Raw genomic sequence first — 20794 nt, 5'->3', positions numbered from 1 at the left:
ACATGAAGCCGATCGTCAACACGATGTCGTGGACGTTGGCGATCATGGCGCCGAGGGCGAACTGCCACTCGAAGCGGAACCAGAGATAGATCAGGATTCCGAGGATTGCGACCATCAGGCCGAGCATGCCGTAGGCCAGCAATTCGCCGGAGACGCGCGGTCCCACCACCTCGACGCGGCGGTATTCGACGCTGTCGCCGAGCGCGCCGCGAACCTTCGTCACCGCCTCCTGCTGCGCCTTGTCGCCACCGGGCTGCTCGGCGACGCGGATCAGAACGTTGGCCGGGCCACCAAACTGCTGAAGCTGGACTTCGCCGAGGCCCAGATTGCTGAGCGTCGCGCGCATCGCGCCGATGTCGGCGGAATCCGACTTGGACTGCACTTCCAGCAGCGTGCCGCCCTTGAAGTCGATGCCGAAATTCAGCCCATGGGTGAAGAACAGCACGATCGCGACGATCGACAGCGCCGCCGAGATCGGGAAGCTGATGCGGCGGAAACGCGTGAAATCGAAATGCGTGTCGTCGGGCACGATGCGCAGCGGCGGCAGCAGATCGAAGATCGCCACCACGGTCAGCACGGCGATCAGGATGCCAAGCCCGATGAGAACGTATTGTGTCAAAGCCGGCTCCGCATTCTCAGATTGGCACGGTCTTCGGCCGCTTCCATCGTACCCAGCCGGCGACGATCAGGCTGGTCAGCGTAAATGCGGTGAACACTGTGGTGATGATGCCGATGCCGAGCGTGACGGCGAAGCCGCGGACCGGCCCGGTGCCGATGTAGAACAGCACGGCGGCGGCAATGAAGGTGGTGATGTTGGAGTCCAGGATGGTCGCCAGCGCGCGCCTGAACCCGGCATCGATCGCCGAAATGGCGTTGCGGCCATGGCGCAGTTCCTCGCGGATGCGCTCATAGATCAGCACGTTGGAGTCGACCGCGATGCCGACCGTCAGCACGATGCCGGCGATGCCGGGCAACGTCAGCGTGGCGTTGAGAAGCGACAGGACGCCGAAGATCATGGCGACGTTGATCGCAACCGCGATGTTGGCGAACACGCCGAACAGACGGTAGGTCAGCAGCATGAACACGATCACCATGATCGAGCCGATATAGGCGGCGAGTTCGCCCTTCTCGATCGAGTCCTGCCCGAGGCCCGGTCCGACGGTGCGCTCTTCCACCACGGTCAGGGGCGCCGGCAGCGCACCGGCGCGCAGCAGGATCGCCAGATCGTTGGCTTGCTGGACCGTGAAATTGCCGGAAATCTGCCCGGAGCCGCCGGTGATCGGCTCGCGGATCACGGGTGCCGAAATCACCTCATTGTCGAGCACGATCGCGAAGGGAACGCCGACGTTTTCGGACGTCGCCTGGGCGAACTTGCGCGAGCCCGAACTGTTGAACTTGAAGCTGACGATCGGCTCGTTGGTGCGCTGGTCGAAGCCGGGCTGAGCATCGATCAGGTCTCCGCCCGACACCAATATCTGGCGCTTGATCACGTAGGGGACCTTCGGCGCGGTCGAACTCATCAGCACTTCGGAGTCGGCCGGCACCCGGCCCGCCTGGGCCTGGTCCGGCGGCACCGAGGTGTCGACCATGCGGAATTCCATCTTCGCGGTCTTGCCGAGCAGTTCCTTCAGATGCGTCGGATCCTGCAGGCCCGGCACCTGCACAAGGATACGGTCATTTCCCTGCCGCTGAATGGTCGGTTCGACAGTACCGAGCTCGTTGACGCGCTTCTCGACGATCTGAATCGATTGCTCGATGGTCTTCCGCATGCGGTCGAGCATCGCGGGCTGCGGAATCGTGAGGCGGATCAGGCCGCCTCCGGCATCTGATACATCGAGGTCGCGCTGTCCGCTCCCGCCGAGAAGTCCGCCGATCGGCTGCGACAGGTCGCGCAGCTTCGACAGTGCCGTCGCCTGCTCGGCCTCGCGGCTGATTCGCACCTCGACCGCGTCGTTGCGGACGGCAAGGCCGGTATAGGCGACCTTGGCGTCGCGCAGCACGCGACGGGCTTCATCACGCACCTGATCGAGCTTTTCCTTCTTCACGTAGTTGGCGTCGACTTCGAGCAGCAAATGCGAACCGCCCTGCAGGTCGAGGCCGAGCACGATGTGACGTTGCGCCCACACCGGCCAGGTCTTCACCCGCTCCTGGGAGAAGAAGTTCGGCACCGCGAACAGGCAGACGATCAGCGTGGTCAGAATGATCGCCAGCGCCTTCCATCGCGAGAAATACAGCATCGAGTAGACCCGTTACATTCAGGAAAATGCGCCGCGTCGAGCGGCGCGCAAAACTCAGCTCGCGGACGATTCGTCCTTGGCCTCACCCTTTTCCCTGGCCGGCTCGCCCTTGGTGCGGACGCCCGAGATCATCTGGCGCATCTGCCGCACGCGAACGCCGTCCGAGATTTCGAACTCGATCTGGTCGTCGTCGACCACCTTGGTCACCTTGCCGACCAGCCCGCCCGATGTCACCACGGTGTCGCCGCGGCGGATGTTCTTGACCAGCTCCTGGTGATCCTTAACCTTCTTCTGCTGCGGCCGAAGAATCAGGAAGTACATGATCACGAAGATCAGTGCGAACGGCAGCAGCGACATCAACATGCTGTTGGCATCGCCGCCGGCTGCAGCCTGGGCGTACGCAGGGGTAATCAGCATTCGAACATCCTCGTAAGACGGAAAAGAACCGGCGATCCCTGAGCGTAGCGGCCTGGGCATGTCGCCGGTCCGGGCAAATTCGCGCGGACTATAGCGGCGGCGGGCCCAATTGCAACGCTGGCTGCCCCCTCATTTAGGCCGCTTGCGAGACCTGCCAAGGCCCGTTAAGGCTGCCCGGTCAGGAACTCCGGAAATGTCGAAAAAACCCAAGAAAACAAAGCCCCGCGCCACCGCCAAAGCCGCCGCCCGCCAACCGGCAAAAGCCGCGACAAAACGCCCGGCGAAGGCGCTGGACGGTGCCACCGCCGAGCGGATCGCCACCGCGCTGGAATCCATCGCCGGCCACCTCTCCGCGGCCGCTCCAGCGACCACCAGCCCCGACTCGTTCGGCACGGCCGACGCCTTCGTCTGGCATCCGGATGGGCGCCTGTCGCCGGTGCCGCGCGTCAGCCGCGTCGAACTCGGCCTGCTCAAGGGCATCGACCGGATGCGGGACATCCTGATCGAAAACACCGAGCGCTTTGCCGACGGCCTGCCCGCCAACAACGCGCTGTTGTGGGGCGCGCGCGGCATGGGCAAATCGTCGCTGGTGAAGGCCACGCATGCCAGCATCAACCTCGCGCGCAAGCCGGCCGACCGCCTCAAGCTGATCGAGATCCACCGCGAGGACATCGAGAGCCTGCCCGGCCTGATGGACCTCCTGCGCAGTTCCGATTTCCGCTTCATCGTGTTCTGCGACGACCTCTCCTTCGACGGCAACGACGCCTCCTACAAGTCGCTCAAGGCGGTTCTGGAGGGCGGCATCGAGGGCCGGCCCGACAACGTCATCCTCTACGCGACGTCGAACCGGCGGCACCTGCTGGCGCGCGAGATGATCGAGAACGAGCGCTCGACCGCGATCAACCCGGGCGAGGCCGTCGAGGAAAAGGTCTCGCTGTCGGACCGCTTCGGCCTCTGGCTCGGCTTTCACCGCTGCAGCCAGGATGAGTACCTCGCGATGGTGCGCGGCTATTGCAGCCATTTCGGCATCAAGATGCCGGACGAAGAGCTGGAGCGCGAGGCGCTGGAATGGTCGACGACGCGCGGCTCCCGCTCCGGCCGCGTCGCCTGGCAGTTCACGCAGGAGCTGGCGGGCCGGCTCGGTGTGAGGCTTTCGGGGAAGTAGTTTGAAGCCGTAGCCCGGATGGAGCAAAAGCGTAATCCGGGACCGACGTTGCTAGCGGAGAGCCCCCCGGATTTCGCTTTCGCTCCATCCGGGCTACGTTCGCGGCGCCCTCACGCCCCGTTCAGGAATTGCAGCGGGTCCACCGGCGACGAACCCTTGCGGATCTCGAAGTGGAGCTGCGGCGACCCCACCTCGCCCGATTGACCCGACTTGGCAATGGTTTGGCCGCGCTTGATCGTATCGCCGCGCTTCACCAGCAGTTCACTCGCATGGGCATATGCGGTGACGTAGCCGTTGGAATGCCGCACCAGAACCAGATTGCCGTAACCCTTGAGCTCGTTGCCGGAATAGGCGACCACGCCATCCTCCGCCGCCTTCACCGGCGTGCCCTCGGGGACCGCCAGATTGATTCCGTCATTCGACTTGCCGTTGGTCTTGGCGCCGTAGCTCGTGATCACCTTGCCACGCACCGGCCAGCGGAAGGTCGGCAGTGCGCCGGTGGCTTCGCTGCTGGACTTCGCCGGCGCGGCTTCCGCGGCGGGCTTTTCCTCGGCAACGCTGGCGGTCGGCTGCACCAGCCGCGCGCTCTGCACGGGGACACCGACCGCCGCCATTTTGGCGGGCGCCGCAACCGGCGCGGCCGGCTGGACTGGCGCTGCGATGGCCGGCTGCGCCGCCGGCACAGCAGCCGCGGCCTGTTTCGAGCCGGGCACCGTCAGCTTCATGCCGAGGCTGAGCCTGGCCGATTGATCGAGGTTGTTGGCCCTGGCGAGCTCAGCGACCGGGACCTGGTTGCGGCGCGCAATGCTGATCAGCGTATCGCCACGGTTGACGACATGGACGCTGGGCGCTGCGGCAACAGAGGCAACCGGCTTGCTGATTGCCGGCGCGGGCGCCGCAGCAGTTGCGCGCGGAATGATCAGCTGCTGACCGGGCGACAATGTGCGCGGGCCCTTGTAGCCATTGGCCTGCAGGATCGCGGCGGACGAAACGTTATAGCGCTTTGCCAGATGCTCCAGCGTGTCGCTGGTGCCGACGATGATCGTAGTGCCGCCCTGCGGATGCGCGGCGGCAACCGGACGTACGGCGGCGACCGAGCGCGGCGGCACCGTGGCGGTGGTTTCGATCGGCGATCGGGTCGGCGGCGCGTAGGACGAGATCCCGCGGCCTCCTCCCGACACCCCGCCTGAGCTGGGGTAGGCGTTCGGCGCAGCGACCGCGGGCGGCGGCAGCGACTGCGACTGGAATTGCGGCTGGCTCTGCGGCCGGGCGTATTGCGGCGACTCGCGGCGTTCGGTGGCGGGAGCGCGTACCGTGCCGGTCGCTTCGGGCTGAGAGGCAAAGGGATTGGAGAATGAGCTATCGGAAAAGCGCGTCTGCATATCGGCGCTGCAGCCGGCAAAGCCCACCGACATCAGCGCCAGCACCGCGACCTGCGGCATCCGACGCGAGCGAAGCAACTCGGCGACACGGGACATGGTTACTCACTCGTACGCAACAAAATACTGTTTTGAGTAAACACGTGCCGAGTAAATAACCGCTTAACCCTTGGAATAAGATGTTGGCGGGAACCACCAATCCCGAATTCTAAAGCTCGCGCGCGATTCCCTTCAGCGCCGGGACGAAGCGCACATCGACCAGCTCCTTGCGGTCGAAACCGCTCTCGGTCCTGGTCATGCGAACCAGCGTCTGGGTGCCGTGATGCGGGCCGACGGGTGCGATCAGGATGCCGCCCACCTGCAGGCGCTGCAGGAGATTTTCGGGAATCTGCTCCATCGCGGCGGTGACGATGATGCGGTCGAAATCGCCAGCGCCCGCAGGAATGTCGAAGCCGTCTCCAAGCATCACCTCGATGTTGAAGTAGCCGAGCTTTTCGAGACGGGCGCGCGCGGAGTCCGCCAGCGTCCGGTAACGCTCGACGGTCAGGACATGGGCGCACAGGCGCGAGAGCACCGCGGCCTGATAGCCGGAGCCGGTGCCGATCTCGAGCACCTTGTGGCTCTTCTGCAGCTGCAACTGCTCGGTCATGTAGGCGACCACGAAGGGCTGGCTGATGGTCTGGCCGCAGGCGATGCCGAGCGCGCTGTCGCGGTAGGCATGGCCGCGGTCGCCAGCCGCCACGAACGCCTCGCGCGGCACCTCCTCCATGGTACGCAGCACCGCCTGGTCGCTGATCCCCCGCCGCCGCAAGGTGAGCTGAAACATCATCTTCTCGGGCGGTTCTTGCGACATTGCGGTCTCGTGACAGGCTCTGCCGCCAATCGAATGCTTCGGCTCGCCGAGATGTAATAGCCTATCGCCACTTAAGGAAGAATTTCCTCAAGATTCTGGTTCCGGCCTCGGAACTGTAGCCGCGCTGCCGCGTTAGGGGGCGGAAAAATCCGTAGCGGCCAGCGTCCGCCTCAGGCGCCGGGCCGGTGAATGTCGACATTGCACCAGGGGGCTTTTTTTGCGAACCTCGAGGCGCGGAAGGGCAAGGATTCCATCATGGTAGAGACACGGCCGGCAGGCTGTTCCGTTTTCCTCGTTGAAGACGAGGTGATGATACGCATGATGGTCGCCGACATGCTGGAAGAGCTCGGCCACAGCGTCGCGGCCGAAGCCGGCGAAATCGGCGAAGCGGTCAAGCTGGTGCAGTCGACCGAGTTTGACCTCGCCATTCTCGACGTCAACGTCAACGGCAAGGTGATCACGCCGGTGGCCGAATTGATTACGGCGCGCAACCGCCCGTTCATCTTTGCGACCGGCTACGGCTCCTCCGGCCTGCCCCAGGAATACCGCGACCGCCCTGCCCTGCAGAAGCCGTTCCAACTGGAAACGCTGGCGCAGGTCATTGCGTCGACAATGAAGGGCGCGCCGGCCTAGCGCGACACGTTGCGGCTGCCGCAAGGCCCTATTTCAACGTCGACGTCAGCGCTTCCGAGAACGCCTCGTCGGTACGGTCCAGCCGGAGCGGCGTGACCGATACGTAGCGCGCCGCCAGCGCGGCAAGGTCGGTGCCCTCGGCCGGCGTGTCCATCATCGCCGCACGCTCGAAGCCGATCCAGAAATACGGATTGCCGCGGCCGTCGTGGCGCTTGTCGATCTTCAGGAATCCTTGATTGCGCTTACCCTGCCGCGTCACGCGGATGCCCTTGACCTGGTCGGGCGTGCAGGCGGGAAAATTGACGTTGATCACGGTGTTCTTCGGCACGCCGGCGTCGATCACCTTGCGCAGGATGCCGGGGCCGAATTTCAGCGCGGTCTCCCATAGCGGAGCGTGACGGGTCTCGATGGAAAATTCCTGGCTCAGTGCAAACGACGGAATGCCCAGGATCGTGCCTTCAAGCGCGCCCGCGATGGTGCCGGAATAGACGACGTCCTCCGCGACGTTGCGGCCCCTGTTGACGCCCGACAGCACGAGATCAGGCATCTTCTCGCCAAGGATGTGGCGTGCGCCCATGATCACGCAATCGGTCGGCGTGCCCCGCACCGCGAAATGGCACGGACCGACTTCGCGCAGCCGCAGCGGATCGTTCAGCGACAACGAATGCGAGACGCCGGACTGATCGAGCTCGGGCGCCACGACCCAGACGTCGTCGGACAGCGCGCGGGCGATCTCCTCGACGGTCTTCAGACCCGGCGCATGGATGCCGTCGTCGTTGGTGCAGAGAATTCGCATCCGTCAAAGTGCCTTTCCGTTCGAAATGGGTCGGCCTTGCCGCCGGCGCGCCCTCTTATCGCCCTATCGCCGTCGAGGCAAACCGGCCGATTTCCTCATGTTTTCTTCATCCAGGCCCGCCAGGGCCGCGCGAATTTGGCGCCGATGTTGCTCTTCATCTCCATTGCGGGCGAAACCGGCTTTGCGGGTTCGACGGGCGGAAGCGGCGGACTTGGTTCCTCCGGTGCGGCGGCCGCTATTTCTGAGGGCGCCACCGAAGGCGGCCGCTCCGGCACCGGCTCCGATCCGGGCTCCGGCTTCTGGTGGCGCGCCCGCGCAACCGCCAGCCCCTGGTCGAAATCGGCGGTGTTGAGCCACGCTCTTTCGTGCATGCTGGCGATCAGATCGTCGTCCCACAGGTGCGCCACCTCGATATCGAAGGCCCCCATCAGCCGTTGATCGATCAACTGCATCCCGTGGCCGGTGACGGCCCATTGCTTCCCGATCCAGAGGATGTCGCGATGCAATGCCATGTGGGGTTTCGCTATTTTTCCCGCTCGATGGTTTTAAGCCCGCCCATATAGGACTGCAACACGTCGGGGACGGCGATCGAACCGTCTTCCTGCTGGTAGGTTTCCATGACCGCGATCAGCGCGCGGCCGACGGCGGTGCCGGAGCCGTTGAGGGTGTGCACGAAGCGCGGCTTGCCGTCAGGCCCGCGCGAGCGCGCATCCATGCGCCGCGCCTGGAAATCGCCGCACACCGAGCAACTCGAGATTTCCCTGAAGGCGCCGCCCTCGCCCTGCCCGGGCATCCAGACCTCGATGTCGTAGGTCTTCTGCGCGGAAAAGCCCATGTCGCCGGCGCACAGTGTCATCACGCGATAATGCAGATCGAGCCGGCGCAGCACTTCCTCGGCGCAGGACAGCATGCGTTCGTGCTCGTCGATGCTGGTCTCGGGCGTCGCGATCGACACCAGTTCGACCTTGGTGAACTGGTGCTGCCGGATCATGCCGCGGGTGTCGCGCCCCGCCGCGCCCGCTTCGGCGCGGAAGCACGGCGTCAGCGCGGTCAGCCGCATCGGCAGCTCTTTTTCGTCGATAATGGATTCGCGGACGAGGTTGGTCAGCGAGACTTCGGCGGTCGGAATGAGGCCGAGACGTTCGGTCTTCAATCGTTCGTCGGGCGCCGCCAGCAATTCGCCCTTGATGGCCCAGAACTGGTCGTCCTCGAATTTCGGCAACTGGCCCGTGCCGAACATCACGTCATTGCGCACCAACAGCGGCGGATTGACCTCGGTATAGCCGTGCTCGTTGGTGTGAAGGTCGAGCATGAACTGGCCGATCGCGCGCTCCAGCCGTGCCAGCCCTTTCTTCAGCACGACGAAGCGCGCGCCTGACAATTTGGCGGCCGCCTCGAAATCCATGGTGCCGAGCGCGCCGCCGAGATCGTCGTGCGGCTTCGGTGTGAAGGCATAGTCGCGGATCTTGCCGTAGATGTGCCGCTGCACATTGCCGTGCTCGTCCAAGCCTTCGGGCACGTCGTCGAGCGGCAGGTTGGGAATGGCGGCGAGCTCCTTCGCCAATTCCTCATCGGCCTTCTTCGCCGCCAGTTCGAGTTCCGGCATCGTGGTCTTGAGCTCGGCGACCTCGGCCATCAGCTTGCTGGCGCGCGCGTCGTCCCTGGCCTTCTTCGCCTCGCCGATTTCCTTCGAAGCCGCGTTGCGCCGCGCCTGCGCCTGCTCGGATGCCAGGATCGCCGCGCGACGCCTCTCGTCGATCGCGAGCAGCGAGGCCGACAGCGGCGCCAGTCCACGGCGCTTCAGCGCGGCGTCAAAGGCTTGCGGGTTGTCGCGGATCGATTTGATGTCGTGCATGCGGGTTCGGTCCTGAATCGTGCCGAAAAAGGCGCGACCCCAGTACCACAGAGGTCATCGTCAGCGAAAGCGGGGGGATCCAGTATTCCAGAGCAGCGGCCGTGAATCGAGGGGCCTCGGCGTACTGGATTCCCCGCTTTCGCGGGGAATGACGGCCTACCCGAGACGAGAATCGCGCCCTATTCCGCCGGATTGGCTTCCGGGGGCGGGCTGGCGGACGGCGGCGTGGCCGAGGCCTGCGCGGCGGCGGCCTTCTTTTCCACCACACTGACGGCGATAATAGCGCCCTCGTAGAGCGCCAAAAGGGGTAGCGCCAGCGAGGCCTGGCTGATGACGTCGGGCGGCGTCAGCACGGCCGCGATGACGAAGGCGATGACGATGAAATAGCGCCGCTTCTCGCGCAGCATCTTCGAGGTGACGATGCCGATCCGCCCCAGCAGGGTCAGGATCACGGGCAGTTGGAACGCGATGCCGAAGGCGAAGATCAGCGACATCATCAGCGACAGGTACTCGCCGACCTTGGGCAGCAACTGGATCTGCGCCGTCTCGTCACCTCCCATCTGCTGCATGCCGAGCGAGAAGCGCACCAGCATCGGCAGCACCACGAAATAGACCAGCAGCGAGCCGAGCACGAAGAAGAACGGGGTCGCGATCAGATACGGCAGGAACGCGCCACGCTCGTGCTTGTAGAGGCCGGGCGCCACGAACTTGTAGATCTGCGTCGCCACGATCGGGAACGAGATAAAGCCGGCGCCGAACAGCGCGAGCTTCAGTTGCGTGAGGAAATATTCCAGCAGCGCGGTGTAGATGAACTTGGAATTCTCGGCGCCCGCGACCCAGACGAACGGCCAGACCAGCACGTTGTAGATCTGCTTGGCGAAGAAGAAGCAGAAGATGAACGCAATGCCGAAGCCGAGCAGCGCCTTGATCAGCCGCGAGCGCAGCTCGATCAGGTGATCCATCAATGGCGCCTTGCTGGCCTCGATGTCTTCGATGGTCATGACGCTTTGGCGTCCTTGAGAACGTCAGGTGAAGCCGGCGCAATATCCTGCTGAAGGGGCGCCTGAACCTCGCGCGTGATCGCCAGCGGCTCGGAAGCCGCCGTGTGGGTTTCGGCCTCGACGAAGGTCTCCGGCGTCGGAGCCGCCGGGGTGACCGGTTCGCCGACCGCGCCCGCCACCTGCGCGTCGTTGACCTCAGGGGTGGCCGGCTTGTCGGGCTCGCTGATCTGCAGGGCGCTGTCGACGTCCTTCTGCAGCGAGGTCATGAGGTTGCCGGGCGACAGCGCGGTGGCGGTCTCCTTGACCTCGTCAAAGCTCTTCTTGAGGTCGGCCATTTCGGCCTCGCGCATGGCTTCCTGGAACTGGCCCTGGAATTCGGAGGCCATCTTGCGCGCCTTGCCCATCCATTGCCCGACCATGCGCAGCACGCCCGGCAGCTCTTTCGGGCCGATGGCGATCAGCGCGACGACCGCGATGACGACCAGTTCACTCCACCCGATGTCGAACATGAATTCTTCCGCTCGCGCGTGACGCCGCGCCCCAATCCATCATAGCCAAGAATTGGGGGCCGCCCGCGCCTTTTCTAATACCGGCGTCGTTCAATCGACGCCGGGTCCAAGGTGCCTGGTTCAGACCGCCTTGCTGCCGACATCCGTCCGCGCCGCCGTCGGCGCGGCGTTGTGATCGATCGTCTTCACCGGCTCGGCGGGCTTCTCGGGCTCCTTGGTATCGTCCTGCATGCCCTTCTTGAAGGCCTTGATGCCCTGGGCGACGTCACCCATCAGGTCCGAAATCTTGCCGCGGCCGAACAGCAGCAGGACCACTGCGATCACGACGATCCAGTGCCAAATGCTAAGCGAACCCATCCTGCAACCCTCCAAAAGAGATGGCCGGCTTCCGGCCTAAGCTTGGGCGGAAGGTAGGCCCGGGAGGTGCCAAAAACAAGGACCTATGCCGCGGCAAATCGCTGTCGCGGCTACGTAATATTGCTATCATTAACCCCGTCGGAGCGACACCGGCCCACGGGCTTTCAGAACTAGCTTTCGCTGCTTCCGCTGCCTTGTTCAGGCTCGGCAGCCGGCGCCAGCAGCAGTTCCAGACTGTCGCCAGCCTCCAGCGGATCCTCGTCCTCACGCAGCGCGACGTCGTCGGACGGCGTCGGAACGCTGAAGCCGGACGGCAGCCGCGAATCCAACAGTCCCGTACCCTTCAACTCTTCGAGACCCGGCAGGTCGCCGAGCGCTTCCAGGCTGAACTGGGAGAGGAACGCTTCCGTGGTGCCGAAGGTCAGCGGACGGCCCGGCGTCTTCCGGCGGCCACGGGGGCGGATCCAGCCGGTTTCGAGCAGCACGTCCAGCGTTCCCTTTGAGGTGACGACGCCGCGGATCTCCTCGATTTCGGCGCGTGTCACCGGCTGGTGATAGGCGATGATCGCGAGCACCTCGATCGCCGCCCGCGACAGCCGCCGCGTTTCCGTGCTCTCGCGCGTCATCAGCCATGACAGGTCGCCCGCCGTGCGGAACGTCCATTTGTTGGCGACGCGCACCAGGTTGACGCCACGCGGGGCATATTCCGCCTGCAACTGCGCCAGCGCCGCCTTGACGTCGACGCCATCGGGCATTCGCTTGGCGAGCGTGACCTGATCGACCGGCTCGGCGGAGGCGAACAGCAGCGCCTCGAGCAGCCGCAACTCCTCGGGCCGCGCCTCCTGAACGGCATCGGTTTCGACATTCTGGTCGATGGGATGATCCTCGGCATCTTCCATGCGTTTTTCCGCCAGGCTTGCCATGGCTAGGTCTCCTTCCACTTACTCGACCGTCAGATCCGGCACCGGCATCGCTGCCTGCGGCTGGCGCTTGCGAAAATAAAGCGGCGCGAACGCCTCTTTCTGGTTCAGTTCCATTTCACCCTCGCGCACCAGTTCGAGGGCGGCGGCAAAGCTCGACGCGAACACGGTCGCTTTCTGCGAGGGATCGACCACGTAGCTGAGCAGGAAATCGTCGAGGCAGCTCCAGTCCTCGGATTCGGTCATGCCGACCAGCCGCTCCAGCGAGGCGCGCGCTTCGGCGAGCGACCACACGGTGCGCTTGGCCAGATGCACGGTCGCCAGCACGCGCTGCTGACGTTGCACCGAATAGGCGGTCAAGAGGTCGAACAGCGTCGCGGTAAACTTGGGATGCTTGATCTCGGCGATCGATTCCGGATTGCCGCGCGGAAAAATATCGCGCTGAAACTGCGGCCGGTTCATCAGGCGGTTGGCGGCCTCGCGGATCGCCTCGAGCCGGCGCAGCCGGTTGGCCAGCGCGGTTGCCATCTCCTCGGCGCTCGGCCCGTCCGGCGTCGCTGGCTCGGGCAGCAGCAGCCGCGACTTCAGGAATGCGAGCCAGGCGGCCATCACGAGATAGTCGGCCGCCAGTTCAAGGCGGATCTTTCGCGCCGCCTCGATGAAGCTCAGATACTGGTCGGCGAGCGCCAGGATCGAAATCTTGGCAAGATCGACCTTCTGCTGCCGCGCCAGCGTGAGCAGCAGGTCGAGCGGGCCCTCATAGCCCTCGACGTCGACGACCAGCGCCGGCTCGCCTTCGGTGATCTCGGCGGGCCGTCCGGTCTCAAACGATAGAATCTCAGCCGTCATGCCGTGCCTATCCGATCCATCAACGCTTCAAGTTCAGCCTGGCCCGCCGGCCGGTCGAACGGCTCGGGCTGCTGTCGCGAGGCCAGCGCACGCCTGGCGCGCTGCAATGCCTCGCCCGCCAGTTCCGGCGTCTGCCGCGCCACATCGCGCATCTCGTCGAGCTTGCCGTTGCAATGCAGGACCATGTCGCAGCCGGCATCGACGATGGCGCGGGTCCGCTCGGCGATCGATCCCGCCAGGGCATTCATCGACACGTCATCACTCATCAACAGACCCTGGAACCCAATTTCGCCGCGAATCACCTGACGGATGATTGTCGCAGATGTCGTCGCCGGTTGGGCGGGGTCTAACGCGCTAAACACAACATGCGCGGTCATGGCCATCGGCAGGTCCGCGAGCGGCTGAAACGCCGCAAAATCGGTCCGTTCCAGCTCCTCCCGCGACGTATCGACGGTCGGCAGGCGGAAATGGCTATCGGCGGTGGCCCGGCCGTGACCGGGAATGTGCTTCAGGATGGGCAGCACGCCGCCCTGCGCCAGTCCGGTGGTGACCGCCCGGGCTATCGCGGCGACCTTGGCGGGTTCGGTTCCATAGGCGCGGTTGCCGATCACGGCGTCGGCGCCGGCCAACGGCACGTCCGCCAGCGGCAGGCAGTCGACGGTGATGCCGAGGTCGATCAGGTCGGCCGCGATCAGGCGGGAACTGAGCCATGCCGCCCGCAGCCCAAGCGCCTTGTCGAGGTCATGGAGCGCGCTGAACGTCGCGCCGGGCGGATAGACCGGCCAGTGCGGCGGCCCGAGCCGCGCCACCCGCCCGCCCTCCTGGTCGATCAGGACAGGCGCATCCGCCTCGCCCACCACGCTTCGAAATTCATCAACCAGCGCGGATACCTGATCCGGCCTATCGACGTTCCGTCTGAACAGGATCAAGCCCCATGGCAGCTCGCCACGGAGGAATTCACGCTCCGCGGCCGTCAGCTCCAGTCCCGATACGCCGGTGATGAATGCGCGGCTTGCCATGGGGGCCGATTAGGCCCCTCGCGACCCCCGGGTCAAGGAAACCGCCGTTAATTCCTTTGGATGATGCACTGCCCGCCGGCAGATTTCAGGCTGTTGCAGACCTGCGCAGCTTCTTCCGACGAACCGAACGGGCCGGCGAAGGCACGGTAGTAAATGCCCTTCTCACCTAGATCGACGCGTTTCACCAGCGACGAGTGCGGTCCCAGCACGCTCGGGAACTTACCCTGCAGCGCGCGATAGGACGCCTGCGCGTCGGACTCGCTCTTCTGCGACGAGACCTGGACCAGATAGCCACCGCTCGACGGAGCCGCCTGCTGGGTGGGATTGGTCGCCGCCATCCGGGTCGGCGCTGGCGACGGCGACGGTGCGGGATCGGCCTGCGGCGCGATCGACATCGGCTGGCTGGCGCTGGCATTGGCCGAAGCCGGATTGCGCGCCGGCGGCGCGGCGGCCGGGGCTGCAGCGGAACGGGTCTGCGGCGCGCCACGCGGCGGCGGCGCATTGACGCCGGCCGGAACGCCACCATTGTCAGCGGGGTCACCCTTGACCGCGAGCGTCCTGATGCGTCGCGGCTCGTTGTTCATCGTGCCATTGGCGCCCGACGGGGCCAGCGGTGCGGACGGCGACACGCTCGCCACCGGCGGCGGGCTGCTGTTCGGATTGAGCGGCGGAAACACCACGCGCGGCCCGCCGGACCGTGTATTCACGTCGACCGGCGTCTCTTCACGCGACACCAGCTTCTCGCCGCCATCGCCCGACAGCATGCGGTCAGGCGTCTTGGCGCTGGCAACATCCGACGGCGCCGGCACCACCTTGGTCGGGCTGTTGTCGGCCCTTATGATCGGCGGCTCTCCCGAGCGGGGCGCCCCGACAAAGGTGCGATAGGCGAAGGCCGCGCCCGTCCCCACCACCGCCAGCGCCAGCACCGCGGCGACCGTCATCAGGCCCTTCGAACGCTTCTTCGGCTCGGGCTCTTCCTCATAGTCGCCCTGGTAGGCGTAGGGATCATCCGGATAGGCCGGATCGCGCTGATAATCCCGGTCGCCGTTTTCGAGCCGTCCATACAGCGCATCGTCGTAGCGCGACGGGTCCTGCTGCGGCTCGTCGGCATATTGCTGCGGGGCGTCGTCGTACTGCTGTCGCGGGTCGTACTGCTGCCGCGCCTCGTATTGCTCCGGCTCCTCGTAATAATCCTGTGCCGGGGCCTGGTGCTGCGGCTGGGCGGAATAGCGATGCAACGGATGTACCGGCTGCGGCTGGTAATCCTGCTCGTCCTCGTACTCTGCCTCCTGCGGCAGAGGCGGAGGCACCGGCGGCAGCGGAGTTTCGTGGCGCGAGCGTTGCATCCAGCTCGGCGGGCTCCGCGGCGCGTCGAGATCTTCCGGCGGCGGTGGCGGATCATAGTGCGCCGGACGCACGTTGGCCCGCGACTGCAGCGGGTGCGGCGGCGGCTTGGCGCCGGCCGCCCCGTTCGGGTCGTTCTGTCCGATCAGCCGCGCGAGCTCGGCAAGTGGATCATTCTCGCCGCGAGCCTGATCGGCCGCGGAGGGAAAATGTTGGTTCTGATATCGATCAGCCATCGTGATGATGCATCCCCTACGGGACAGCGCCACCCCGCCATGTCAAACGATCCATGACGAGCGGCCCCTGCCAGATACCCCCACGAACCCCCATTCGTGGCGGCCTTCGCCCCTGCCTACCGCATCTCGGTCGGAGCATGGACGCCGAGAACGGCTAAGCCCGATGCCAGAACCGAGACGACGCCCTGTACCATCGCCAGTCGCGCCCTCGTGATTTCTGCATCATTAGTCATAATGAAGCGTAAATAGGGCAAATCCCGCCCCTTGGTCCACAGCGCGTGAAATTCACTGGCCAAATCATATAGATAAAAAGCGATTCGGTGTGGTTCATGTGCGAGCGCGGCCCCCTCGATAATACGGGGATAGAGCGCCAGTCGCTTCAATAGGTCCAATTCGGCCGGATCGGTCAGCCGCTCGACCGGGGCGGACCCCAGCCAGGCCGCCCGCACGGCATCCTCCTCCGGCAGATCGGGAACCACCTCGCGCGCATTCTTGAAGATCGAATGCCCGCGGGCATGCCCGTACTGCACGTAGAAGACAGGATTGTCCTTTGACTGCTCGAGCACTTTCGCGAGATCGAAATCGAGCGTCGCGTCGTTCTTGCGGAACAGCATCATGAAGCGCACGGCGTCGGATCCGACCTCGTCGACCACTTCGCGCAGCGTGACGAAATCACCGGAGCGTTTCGACATCCGCACCTGCTCGCCGTTGCGCAACAGGCGCACGAGCTGCACGACCTTGACGTCGAGCGCGGCCTTGCCGCCGCTGACACCCTTCACCGCGGCCTGCATGCGCTTGATGTAGCCGCCGTGATCGGCGCCGAACACATCGATCATGTCGAGGAAGCCGCGATCGACCTTGTTCTTGTGATAGGCGATGTCGGACGCGAAATAGGTGTAGGAGCCGTCCGACTTGATCAGCGGACGATCGACGTCGTCGCCATAGGCGGTGGCGCGAAACAGCGTCTGGATGCGGTCCTCGTAGTCCTCGACGGGCTTGCCCTTCGGCGGCGGCAGGCGCCCTTCGTAGATGTCGCCCTTGGCGCGCAGGAAATCGATTGTTTCGGTGACCTTGTTGTTGCCGGTCTCGACCAGCGACCGCTCCGAGAAGAACACGTCGTGCTTGATGTTCAGCGCGGCGAGATCGCCCTTGATCATGTCCATCATCATGTCGATGGCTTTTGCACGAACGACAGGCAGCCAGGCGCTTTCCGGCATCGTCTTGAGCTTGTCGCCATGCTCGGCGGCAAGCGCCTGCCCGACCGGCACGAGATAGTCGCCGGGATAGAGCCCTTCCGGAATCTCGCCGATGGTCTCGCCGAGCGCCTCGCGGTAGCGCAGATAGGCCGAGCGCGCGAGCACGTCGACCTGTGCTCCGGCATCGTTGATGTAATATTCGCGCGTGACGTCGTAGCCGGCAAAATCCAGCAAGCCGCATAGCGCATCGCCGAACACCGCGCCCCGGCAGTGGCCGACATGCATCGGGCCGGTCGGGTTGGCCGAGACGTATTCGACATTGACCTTTTCGCGGTGCCCGACCGCGCTTTTGCCGTAGGACGCGCCTTCGCGCAGCATGGTGCGCAGCTCGGCGGCCCAGACCTGCGGCTTCAGGGTGAGGTTGATGAAGCCGGGACCGGCGATCTCGACGGCAGCGACCAGATCGTCGGCGCGCAATTTTTCGGCGATCTTTTCGGCGAGATCGCGCGGCTTTAGCTTGGCGTCCTTGGCCAGCACCATCGCGGCATTGGTGGCCATGTCGCCATGGCTGGCATCGCGCGGCGGCTCGACCACGACGCGGGAAAAATCGATGCCGGCGGGCCACTGGCCCTCGGCCGCGAGCGCGGCGCAGATCGCCTGGACGCGCGCCAGCGCGTCGGCAAACAGGTGTTGTGAGGCTGGCTTGTCGGACATAAGGCGCCGCCTAACGCAAATCCGGGGTCGAGTCAAAAAGCCTCTGGTGCTCGATCAGGGCGAAACGGTCGGTCATTCCGGCGATGAAATTGCCGATCCGCCTGATGCGCTCCCCCTCGCTCTCGCGCACCGACCCCTCGACCCATTCAGCCGGCAGGTCGCCCGGAGAGGCCTGGTAGCGCGCGAACAGGTCGAACAGGATGCCTTCCGCCTCGCCCATCACCCGCATGACGCGGTGGTGGCGGTACATATGCACTTTCAGGAACGCCTTGATCGCGGCCTCCTCCCCGGCGACCTCAGGCGGAAAGGCGACCAGCGGCTGGTGGTGGTTGCGAACATCATGGGCCGATCGGGGCCTGGCATCGGCAAGCCGCCTGCCCGCCTCCGACATCACGGCGGAGATCATGTAGGAGATCAGCTCGCGCACCAGTTCCGCGCCCCGCCTGGCATTATCAAGGTGCGGATAGTGCCGGTCGATCTCGGCGATGATCGCCGCGGTCAGCGGCATCACCTTGAGGTCATCGACGGTAAACAGGCCGGCGCGCAGGCCGTCATCGATATCGTGCGCGTCATAGGCGATGTCGTCGGCGAAGGCGGCAACCTGCGCTTCCAGCGACGCGCAGCTCCACAGTTCCAGATCGAATTTGGCGTTAAAGTCGGCGATGCCGACAGGAATGCCGCCGTCGCGGTGGGCACCGGCCGGAGCTCCGCTCCGCTCGGTGAGCGGGCCATTGTGCTTGACGATGCCTTCGAGCGATTCCCAGGTGAGATTCAGCCCGTCGAACTCGGGATAGCGGTGCTCCAGCGCGGTCACCACCCGCAGCGCCTGCGCGTTGTGGTCGAAGCCGCCATGGGCCTTCAGGCATTTGTCGAGCGCGCGCTCGCCGGCGTGACCGAACGGCGGATGGCCGAGGTCATGGGCCAGCGCCAGCGTTTCCGTGAGATCCTCGTCGAGACCGAGCTGGCGGGCCAGCGCGCGGGCGATCTGGGCCACTTCCAGCGAATGGGTCAACCGGGTCCGGTAATGATCGCCCTCGTGGAACACGAACACCTGCGTCTTGTGCTTGAGGCGTCGGAAGGCGGTGGAATGGATCACCCGGTCGCAATCGCGCCGGAACGGGCTGCGGGTCCGGCTCGGCGGCTCCGAAAACAGCCGGCCGCGGCTGGAATCGGGGTCGCAGCCATAGGGCGCGCGGGGGGCAGCCATTCCGACCGACACGATTTTTTTAGTCCTTATCCATTTGATTCCGCGACATTACGCACTTAACTATGCCTGACGCGCCATACCAAATGAATTGGGTATGACGGGGCCGGAGATCGATTGTCATGACCAATGCCATCACCGTCAGCGAGCGGGCAGCCCGCCGCATCGGCGAAATCCTCAAGGGCGAAGGCGACGGCGCCATGCTGCGCATCTCCGTCGAGGGCGGCGGCTGCTCCGGTTTCCAGTACAAGTTCGACGTCGACCACGCCAAGACCGAGGACGACCTCGTGATTGCCCGCGAGGGCGCGGTGGTGCTGGTCGACCCGGCATCGGTGCCGTTCCTCGCCGGCTCCGAAGTCGATTTCGTCGACGACCTGATCGGAGCCTCGTTCCGGGTGGTCAACCCGAACGCCACGGCGTCGTGCGGCTGCGGCACGAGCTTCTCGATCTGAGCCGCGATCGGCGCGGACCTATCCGCGTCATTGCGAGCGTTAGCGAACTCGACCAAGGGATAGGTGGATTTCGCGATCAATCGTAGCCGGGTGGCGGCGTGAAGCCGCCGAAATCCTTTTCAACGAGCTTCGCGAAGGCGAGCGAGGTCTTGTCCCTGCCCTGCGCGGTGATCGCCTGATAGCCGACCGGCAGGCCCGAGCGCGTCAATCCAGCGGGACCAACCGTCGCGGGCAGGTAGACAAGGCCGGCGTAGCCCGCCCAGAAAGATTGGTCCGTCGGCGGCAGCTCTTTGCCATTGACGGAGATTCGCCTGCGCCAGCGCTTGCCTTCCTCTGTGTGATCGTGCGGGTACGCCGCGGACGCGACAACAGGACAAAGCAGTATGTCGTGGTCCTCGAAAAACGCGTTGAACTTCAGCCGCATATGTTGCCGCTCGTTATCGAGCTTGAGCCATTCACGGTAGGTCATGGTCAATCCGGCGATGCTCCGTTGCAAAAAGCGATCATTGTCTCCCCCCGCCGCCAGCACTTTCAAGGGGGCAATATCGGCATCGCTAACTCCCAGTGAGACGGCGGCGCGGCTGAGCTGGATGAAGACATCGTCCAAACGTGCCGTGTCGAGGTCTGGCGCTGCTTCACTTACTTTGACTCCCCTCTTGGCAAGATGGTCGACGAGAAGCTGGATTTGGTCTGCGTATTCACCATCAACTTCGCAATTGGGGTCGCTGAGCTTGATAGCGACGCGGAATTGCCTGAGTTCGACCTTCTTACATCGCGGCAGGACAATCCTGGAGTATCCGCCGTCGTCGGGGTCGGGCCCCGCCATGATATCAAGCGCAAGATCGAGATCACTCGCAGATCGCGCCAGCGGACCGAGCACCGCGATATCGAAATTGGTGAGGATGCCGGGCAATGCGACACCGCGAAAGGTCACGACTCCATGGGTCGGCTTGTGACCGAAAATGCCGCAATAGTGCGCGGGGTTGCGGATCGAGGAACCGAGGTCGGTCCCGGCATCGATGCCGGTCAGACCAGCAGCTAGCGCGGCCGCCGATCCCCCGGATGAGCCGCCGGGCGTGCGTGTGACATCCCACGGATTGTTGGTCGTGCCGTAGATCGGGTTGTAGCTCTGGTGGTCTGCGAGCGCGACTGGCACATTGGTCTTGCCGAAAAGCGTGGCACCCGCGTCGATCATCCGCTGCGCCGCGACGGATGTCGTCTCCGTGACATTGTCCTTCATCGCTGGCAGGCCCCACGTCGTGGGCGAGCCCGCTACCTGATAGCTTTCCTTGATGGTCATCGGCACGCCGTGCAGCGGTCCGAGGCGCTGCCCTTTCTTCAGTGCAGCGTCAGCCGCCTTCGCGCGCCTTCGCGCCTTGTCGCGATCCATCCAGATGATGGCGTTGAGCTTCGGGTTGTATCTGTCTACGCGCGCGAGGAAATGGTCGAGCATTTCGAGCGCGCCCACCTTCTTTCGCCGGATCAGCGAAGCAAGCTCGGTCGCAGACTTGTAATGCATTTGTCCCATCCGAAAATCCCTTGAGGTGCATCACTCGGCGACCGTGGTTGCAGGTCAGGCACAGCGGGTCTTTGCAAAGCCTCGCGCACCACAGGTTGGCGCCCTTGACCTGGATCAAACCTCACACGACACGATCGAC

General features: G+C 64.8%; 20 protein-coding genes and 1 pseudogene. 3 read left to right on the top strand and 18 right to left on the bottom strand.

The window, feature by feature from the left end; genetic code table 11:
* The 3 genes and pseudogenes from V7E26_RS16415 to yajC form a co-directional block, all read right to left on the bottom strand.
* Positions 1-619, bottom strand: a pseudogene (locus tag V7E26_RS16415) (protein translocase subunit SecF); the annotation flags it as partial.
* A gap of 16 nt (positions 620-635) precedes the next feature.
* Complete coding sequence (gene secD / locus V7E26_RS16410) at positions 636-2237, bottom strand: protein translocase subunit SecD (RefSeq protein ID WP_324417830.1); 1602 nt, start codon at positions 2235-2237, stop codon at positions 636-638.
* A gap of 54 nt (positions 2238-2291) precedes the next feature.
* Positions 2292-2654, bottom strand: coding sequence for a preprotein translocase subunit YajC (gene yajC / locus V7E26_RS16405; RefSeq protein ID WP_324417829.1), 363 nt, complete (start codon positions 2652-2654; stop codon positions 2292-2294).
* Positions 2655-2847: 193 nt separating this feature from the next.
* Between yajC and V7E26_RS16400 the strand changes: the two genes are divergently transcribed.
* Positions 2848-3819 (top strand): ATP-binding protein, encoded by a 972-nt coding sequence (locus V7E26_RS16400; protein WP_324417827.1) that lies wholly within the window; start codon positions 2848-2850, stop codon positions 3817-3819.
* A 110-nt stretch (positions 3820-3929) separates the two neighbouring features.
* On the opposite strand, the gene V7E26_RS16395 is transcribed toward V7E26_RS16400, so the two are convergent.
* A complete protein-coding gene (locus V7E26_RS16395; protein ID WP_324417824.1) occupies positions 3930-5297 on the bottom strand; it encodes a peptidoglycan DD-metalloendopeptidase family protein in 1368 nt (455 codons plus the stop codon).
* Between the two features lie 109 nt (positions 5298-5406).
* Positions 5407-6051: a protein-L-isoaspartate(D-aspartate) O-methyltransferase gene (locus V7E26_RS16390; protein WP_442893412.1), complete on the bottom strand. Its 645-nt coding sequence runs from the start codon at positions 6049-6051 to the stop codon at positions 5407-5409.
* 255 nt (positions 6052-6306) lie between these two features.
* Between V7E26_RS16390 and V7E26_RS16385 the strand changes: the two genes are divergently transcribed.
* Complete coding sequence (locus V7E26_RS16385; protein ID WP_324417822.1) at positions 6307-6684, top strand: response regulator; 378 nt, start codon at positions 6307-6309, stop codon at positions 6682-6684.
* Between the two features lie 28 nt (positions 6685-6712).
* Here V7E26_RS16385 and surE read toward each other — a convergent pair whose 3' ends face one another.
* From surE to V7E26_RS16325, 12 genes are all read right to left on the bottom strand, one after another.
* Positions 6713-7480: a 5'/3'-nucleotidase SurE gene (surE, locus tag V7E26_RS16380; protein ID WP_324417820.1), complete on the bottom strand. Its 768-nt coding sequence runs from the start codon at positions 7478-7480 to the stop codon at positions 6713-6715.
* Positions 7481-7575: 95 nt separating this feature from the next.
* On the bottom strand, positions 7576-7992 hold the full coding sequence (locus V7E26_RS16375; RefSeq protein WP_324417818.1) for a hypothetical protein: 417 nt from the start codon (positions 7990-7992) through the stop codon (positions 7576-7578).
* An 11-nt stretch (positions 7993-8003) separates the two neighbouring features.
* Positions 8004-9335: a serine--tRNA ligase gene (gene serS, locus V7E26_RS16370; RefSeq protein ID WP_324417816.1), complete on the bottom strand. Its 1332-nt coding sequence runs from the start codon at positions 9333-9335 to the stop codon at positions 8004-8006.
* Positions 9336-9514: 179 nt separating this feature from the next.
* Positions 9515-10336, bottom strand: a complete 822-nt coding sequence (gene tatC / locus V7E26_RS16365) for a twin-arginine translocase subunit TatC (RefSeq protein ID WP_324417814.1) — start codon at positions 10334-10336, stop codon at positions 9515-9517.
* Positions 10333-10845 carry a Sec-independent protein translocase protein TatB gene (tatB, locus tag V7E26_RS16360; RefSeq protein ID WP_324417812.1) on the bottom strand — a complete coding sequence of 171 codons (513 nt, stop codon included), beginning with the start codon at positions 10843-10845 and terminating at the stop codon, positions 10333-10335. Before tatB ends, tatC begins: the two co-directional genes overlap by 4 nt.
* 120 nt (positions 10846-10965) lie before the next feature.
* Positions 10966-11202: a twin-arginine translocase TatA/TatE family subunit gene (locus V7E26_RS16355; RefSeq protein WP_324417811.1), complete on the bottom strand. Its 237-nt coding sequence runs from the start codon at positions 11200-11202 to the stop codon at positions 10966-10968.
* A gap of 170 nt (positions 11203-11372) precedes the next feature.
* Positions 11373-12125, bottom strand: coding sequence for an SMC-Scp complex subunit ScpB (gene scpB, locus V7E26_RS16350; RefSeq protein ID WP_324417809.1), 753 nt, complete (start codon positions 12123-12125; stop codon positions 11373-11375).
* An 18-nt stretch (positions 12126-12143) separates the two neighbouring features.
* Positions 12144-12971: a segregation and condensation protein A gene (locus V7E26_RS16345; protein ID WP_324417807.1), complete on the bottom strand. Its 828-nt coding sequence runs from the start codon at positions 12969-12971 to the stop codon at positions 12144-12146.
* Positions 12968-13990, bottom strand: coding sequence for a beta-N-acetylhexosaminidase (nagZ, locus tag V7E26_RS16340; RefSeq protein ID WP_324417805.1), 1023 nt, complete (start codon positions 13988-13990; stop codon positions 12968-12970). The genes V7E26_RS16345 and nagZ overlap by 4 nt, the downstream gene beginning before the upstream one ends.
* A 47-nt stretch (positions 13991-14037) precedes the next feature.
* A complete protein-coding gene (locus tag V7E26_RS16335) occupies positions 14038-15570 on the bottom strand; it encodes an SPOR domain-containing protein (RefSeq protein ID WP_324417803.1) in 1533 nt (510 codons plus the stop codon).
* A gap of 116 nt (positions 15571-15686) precedes the next feature.
* A complete protein-coding gene (gene argS, locus V7E26_RS16330; protein ID WP_324417800.1) occupies positions 15687-17480 on the bottom strand; it encodes an arginine--tRNA ligase in 1794 nt (597 codons plus the stop codon).
* Between the two features lie 10 nt (positions 17481-17490).
* A complete protein-coding gene (locus V7E26_RS16325; RefSeq protein ID WP_324417798.1) occupies positions 17491-18699 on the bottom strand; it encodes a deoxyguanosinetriphosphate triphosphohydrolase in 1209 nt (402 codons plus the stop codon).
* Positions 18700-18806: 107 nt separating this feature from the next.
* On the opposite strand from V7E26_RS16325, the gene erpA reads away from it, so the two are divergent.
* Positions 18807-19136 (top strand): iron-sulfur cluster insertion protein ErpA, encoded by a 330-nt coding sequence (erpA, locus tag V7E26_RS16320; RefSeq protein ID WP_324417796.1) that lies wholly within the window; start codon positions 18807-18809, stop codon positions 19134-19136.
* Positions 19137-19212: 76 nt separating this feature from the next.
* Here the strand turns inward: erpA and V7E26_RS16315 are convergent, their stop codons facing one another.
* Positions 19213-20655 carry an amidase gene (locus V7E26_RS16315; RefSeq protein ID WP_324417795.1) on the bottom strand — a complete coding sequence of 481 codons (1443 nt, stop codon included), beginning with the start codon at positions 20653-20655 and terminating at the stop codon, positions 19213-19215.
* Positions 20656-20794 lie beyond the last annotated feature (139 nt).

Source organism: Bradyrhizobium sp. (genome assembly GCF_036735945.1).
GTDB lineage: Bacteria > Pseudomonadota > Alphaproteobacteria > Rhizobiales > Xanthobacteraceae > Bradyrhizobium.
Note: the sequence above shows the minus strand (reverse complement) of the source record. Positions and strands in the feature narration are given on the sequence as shown.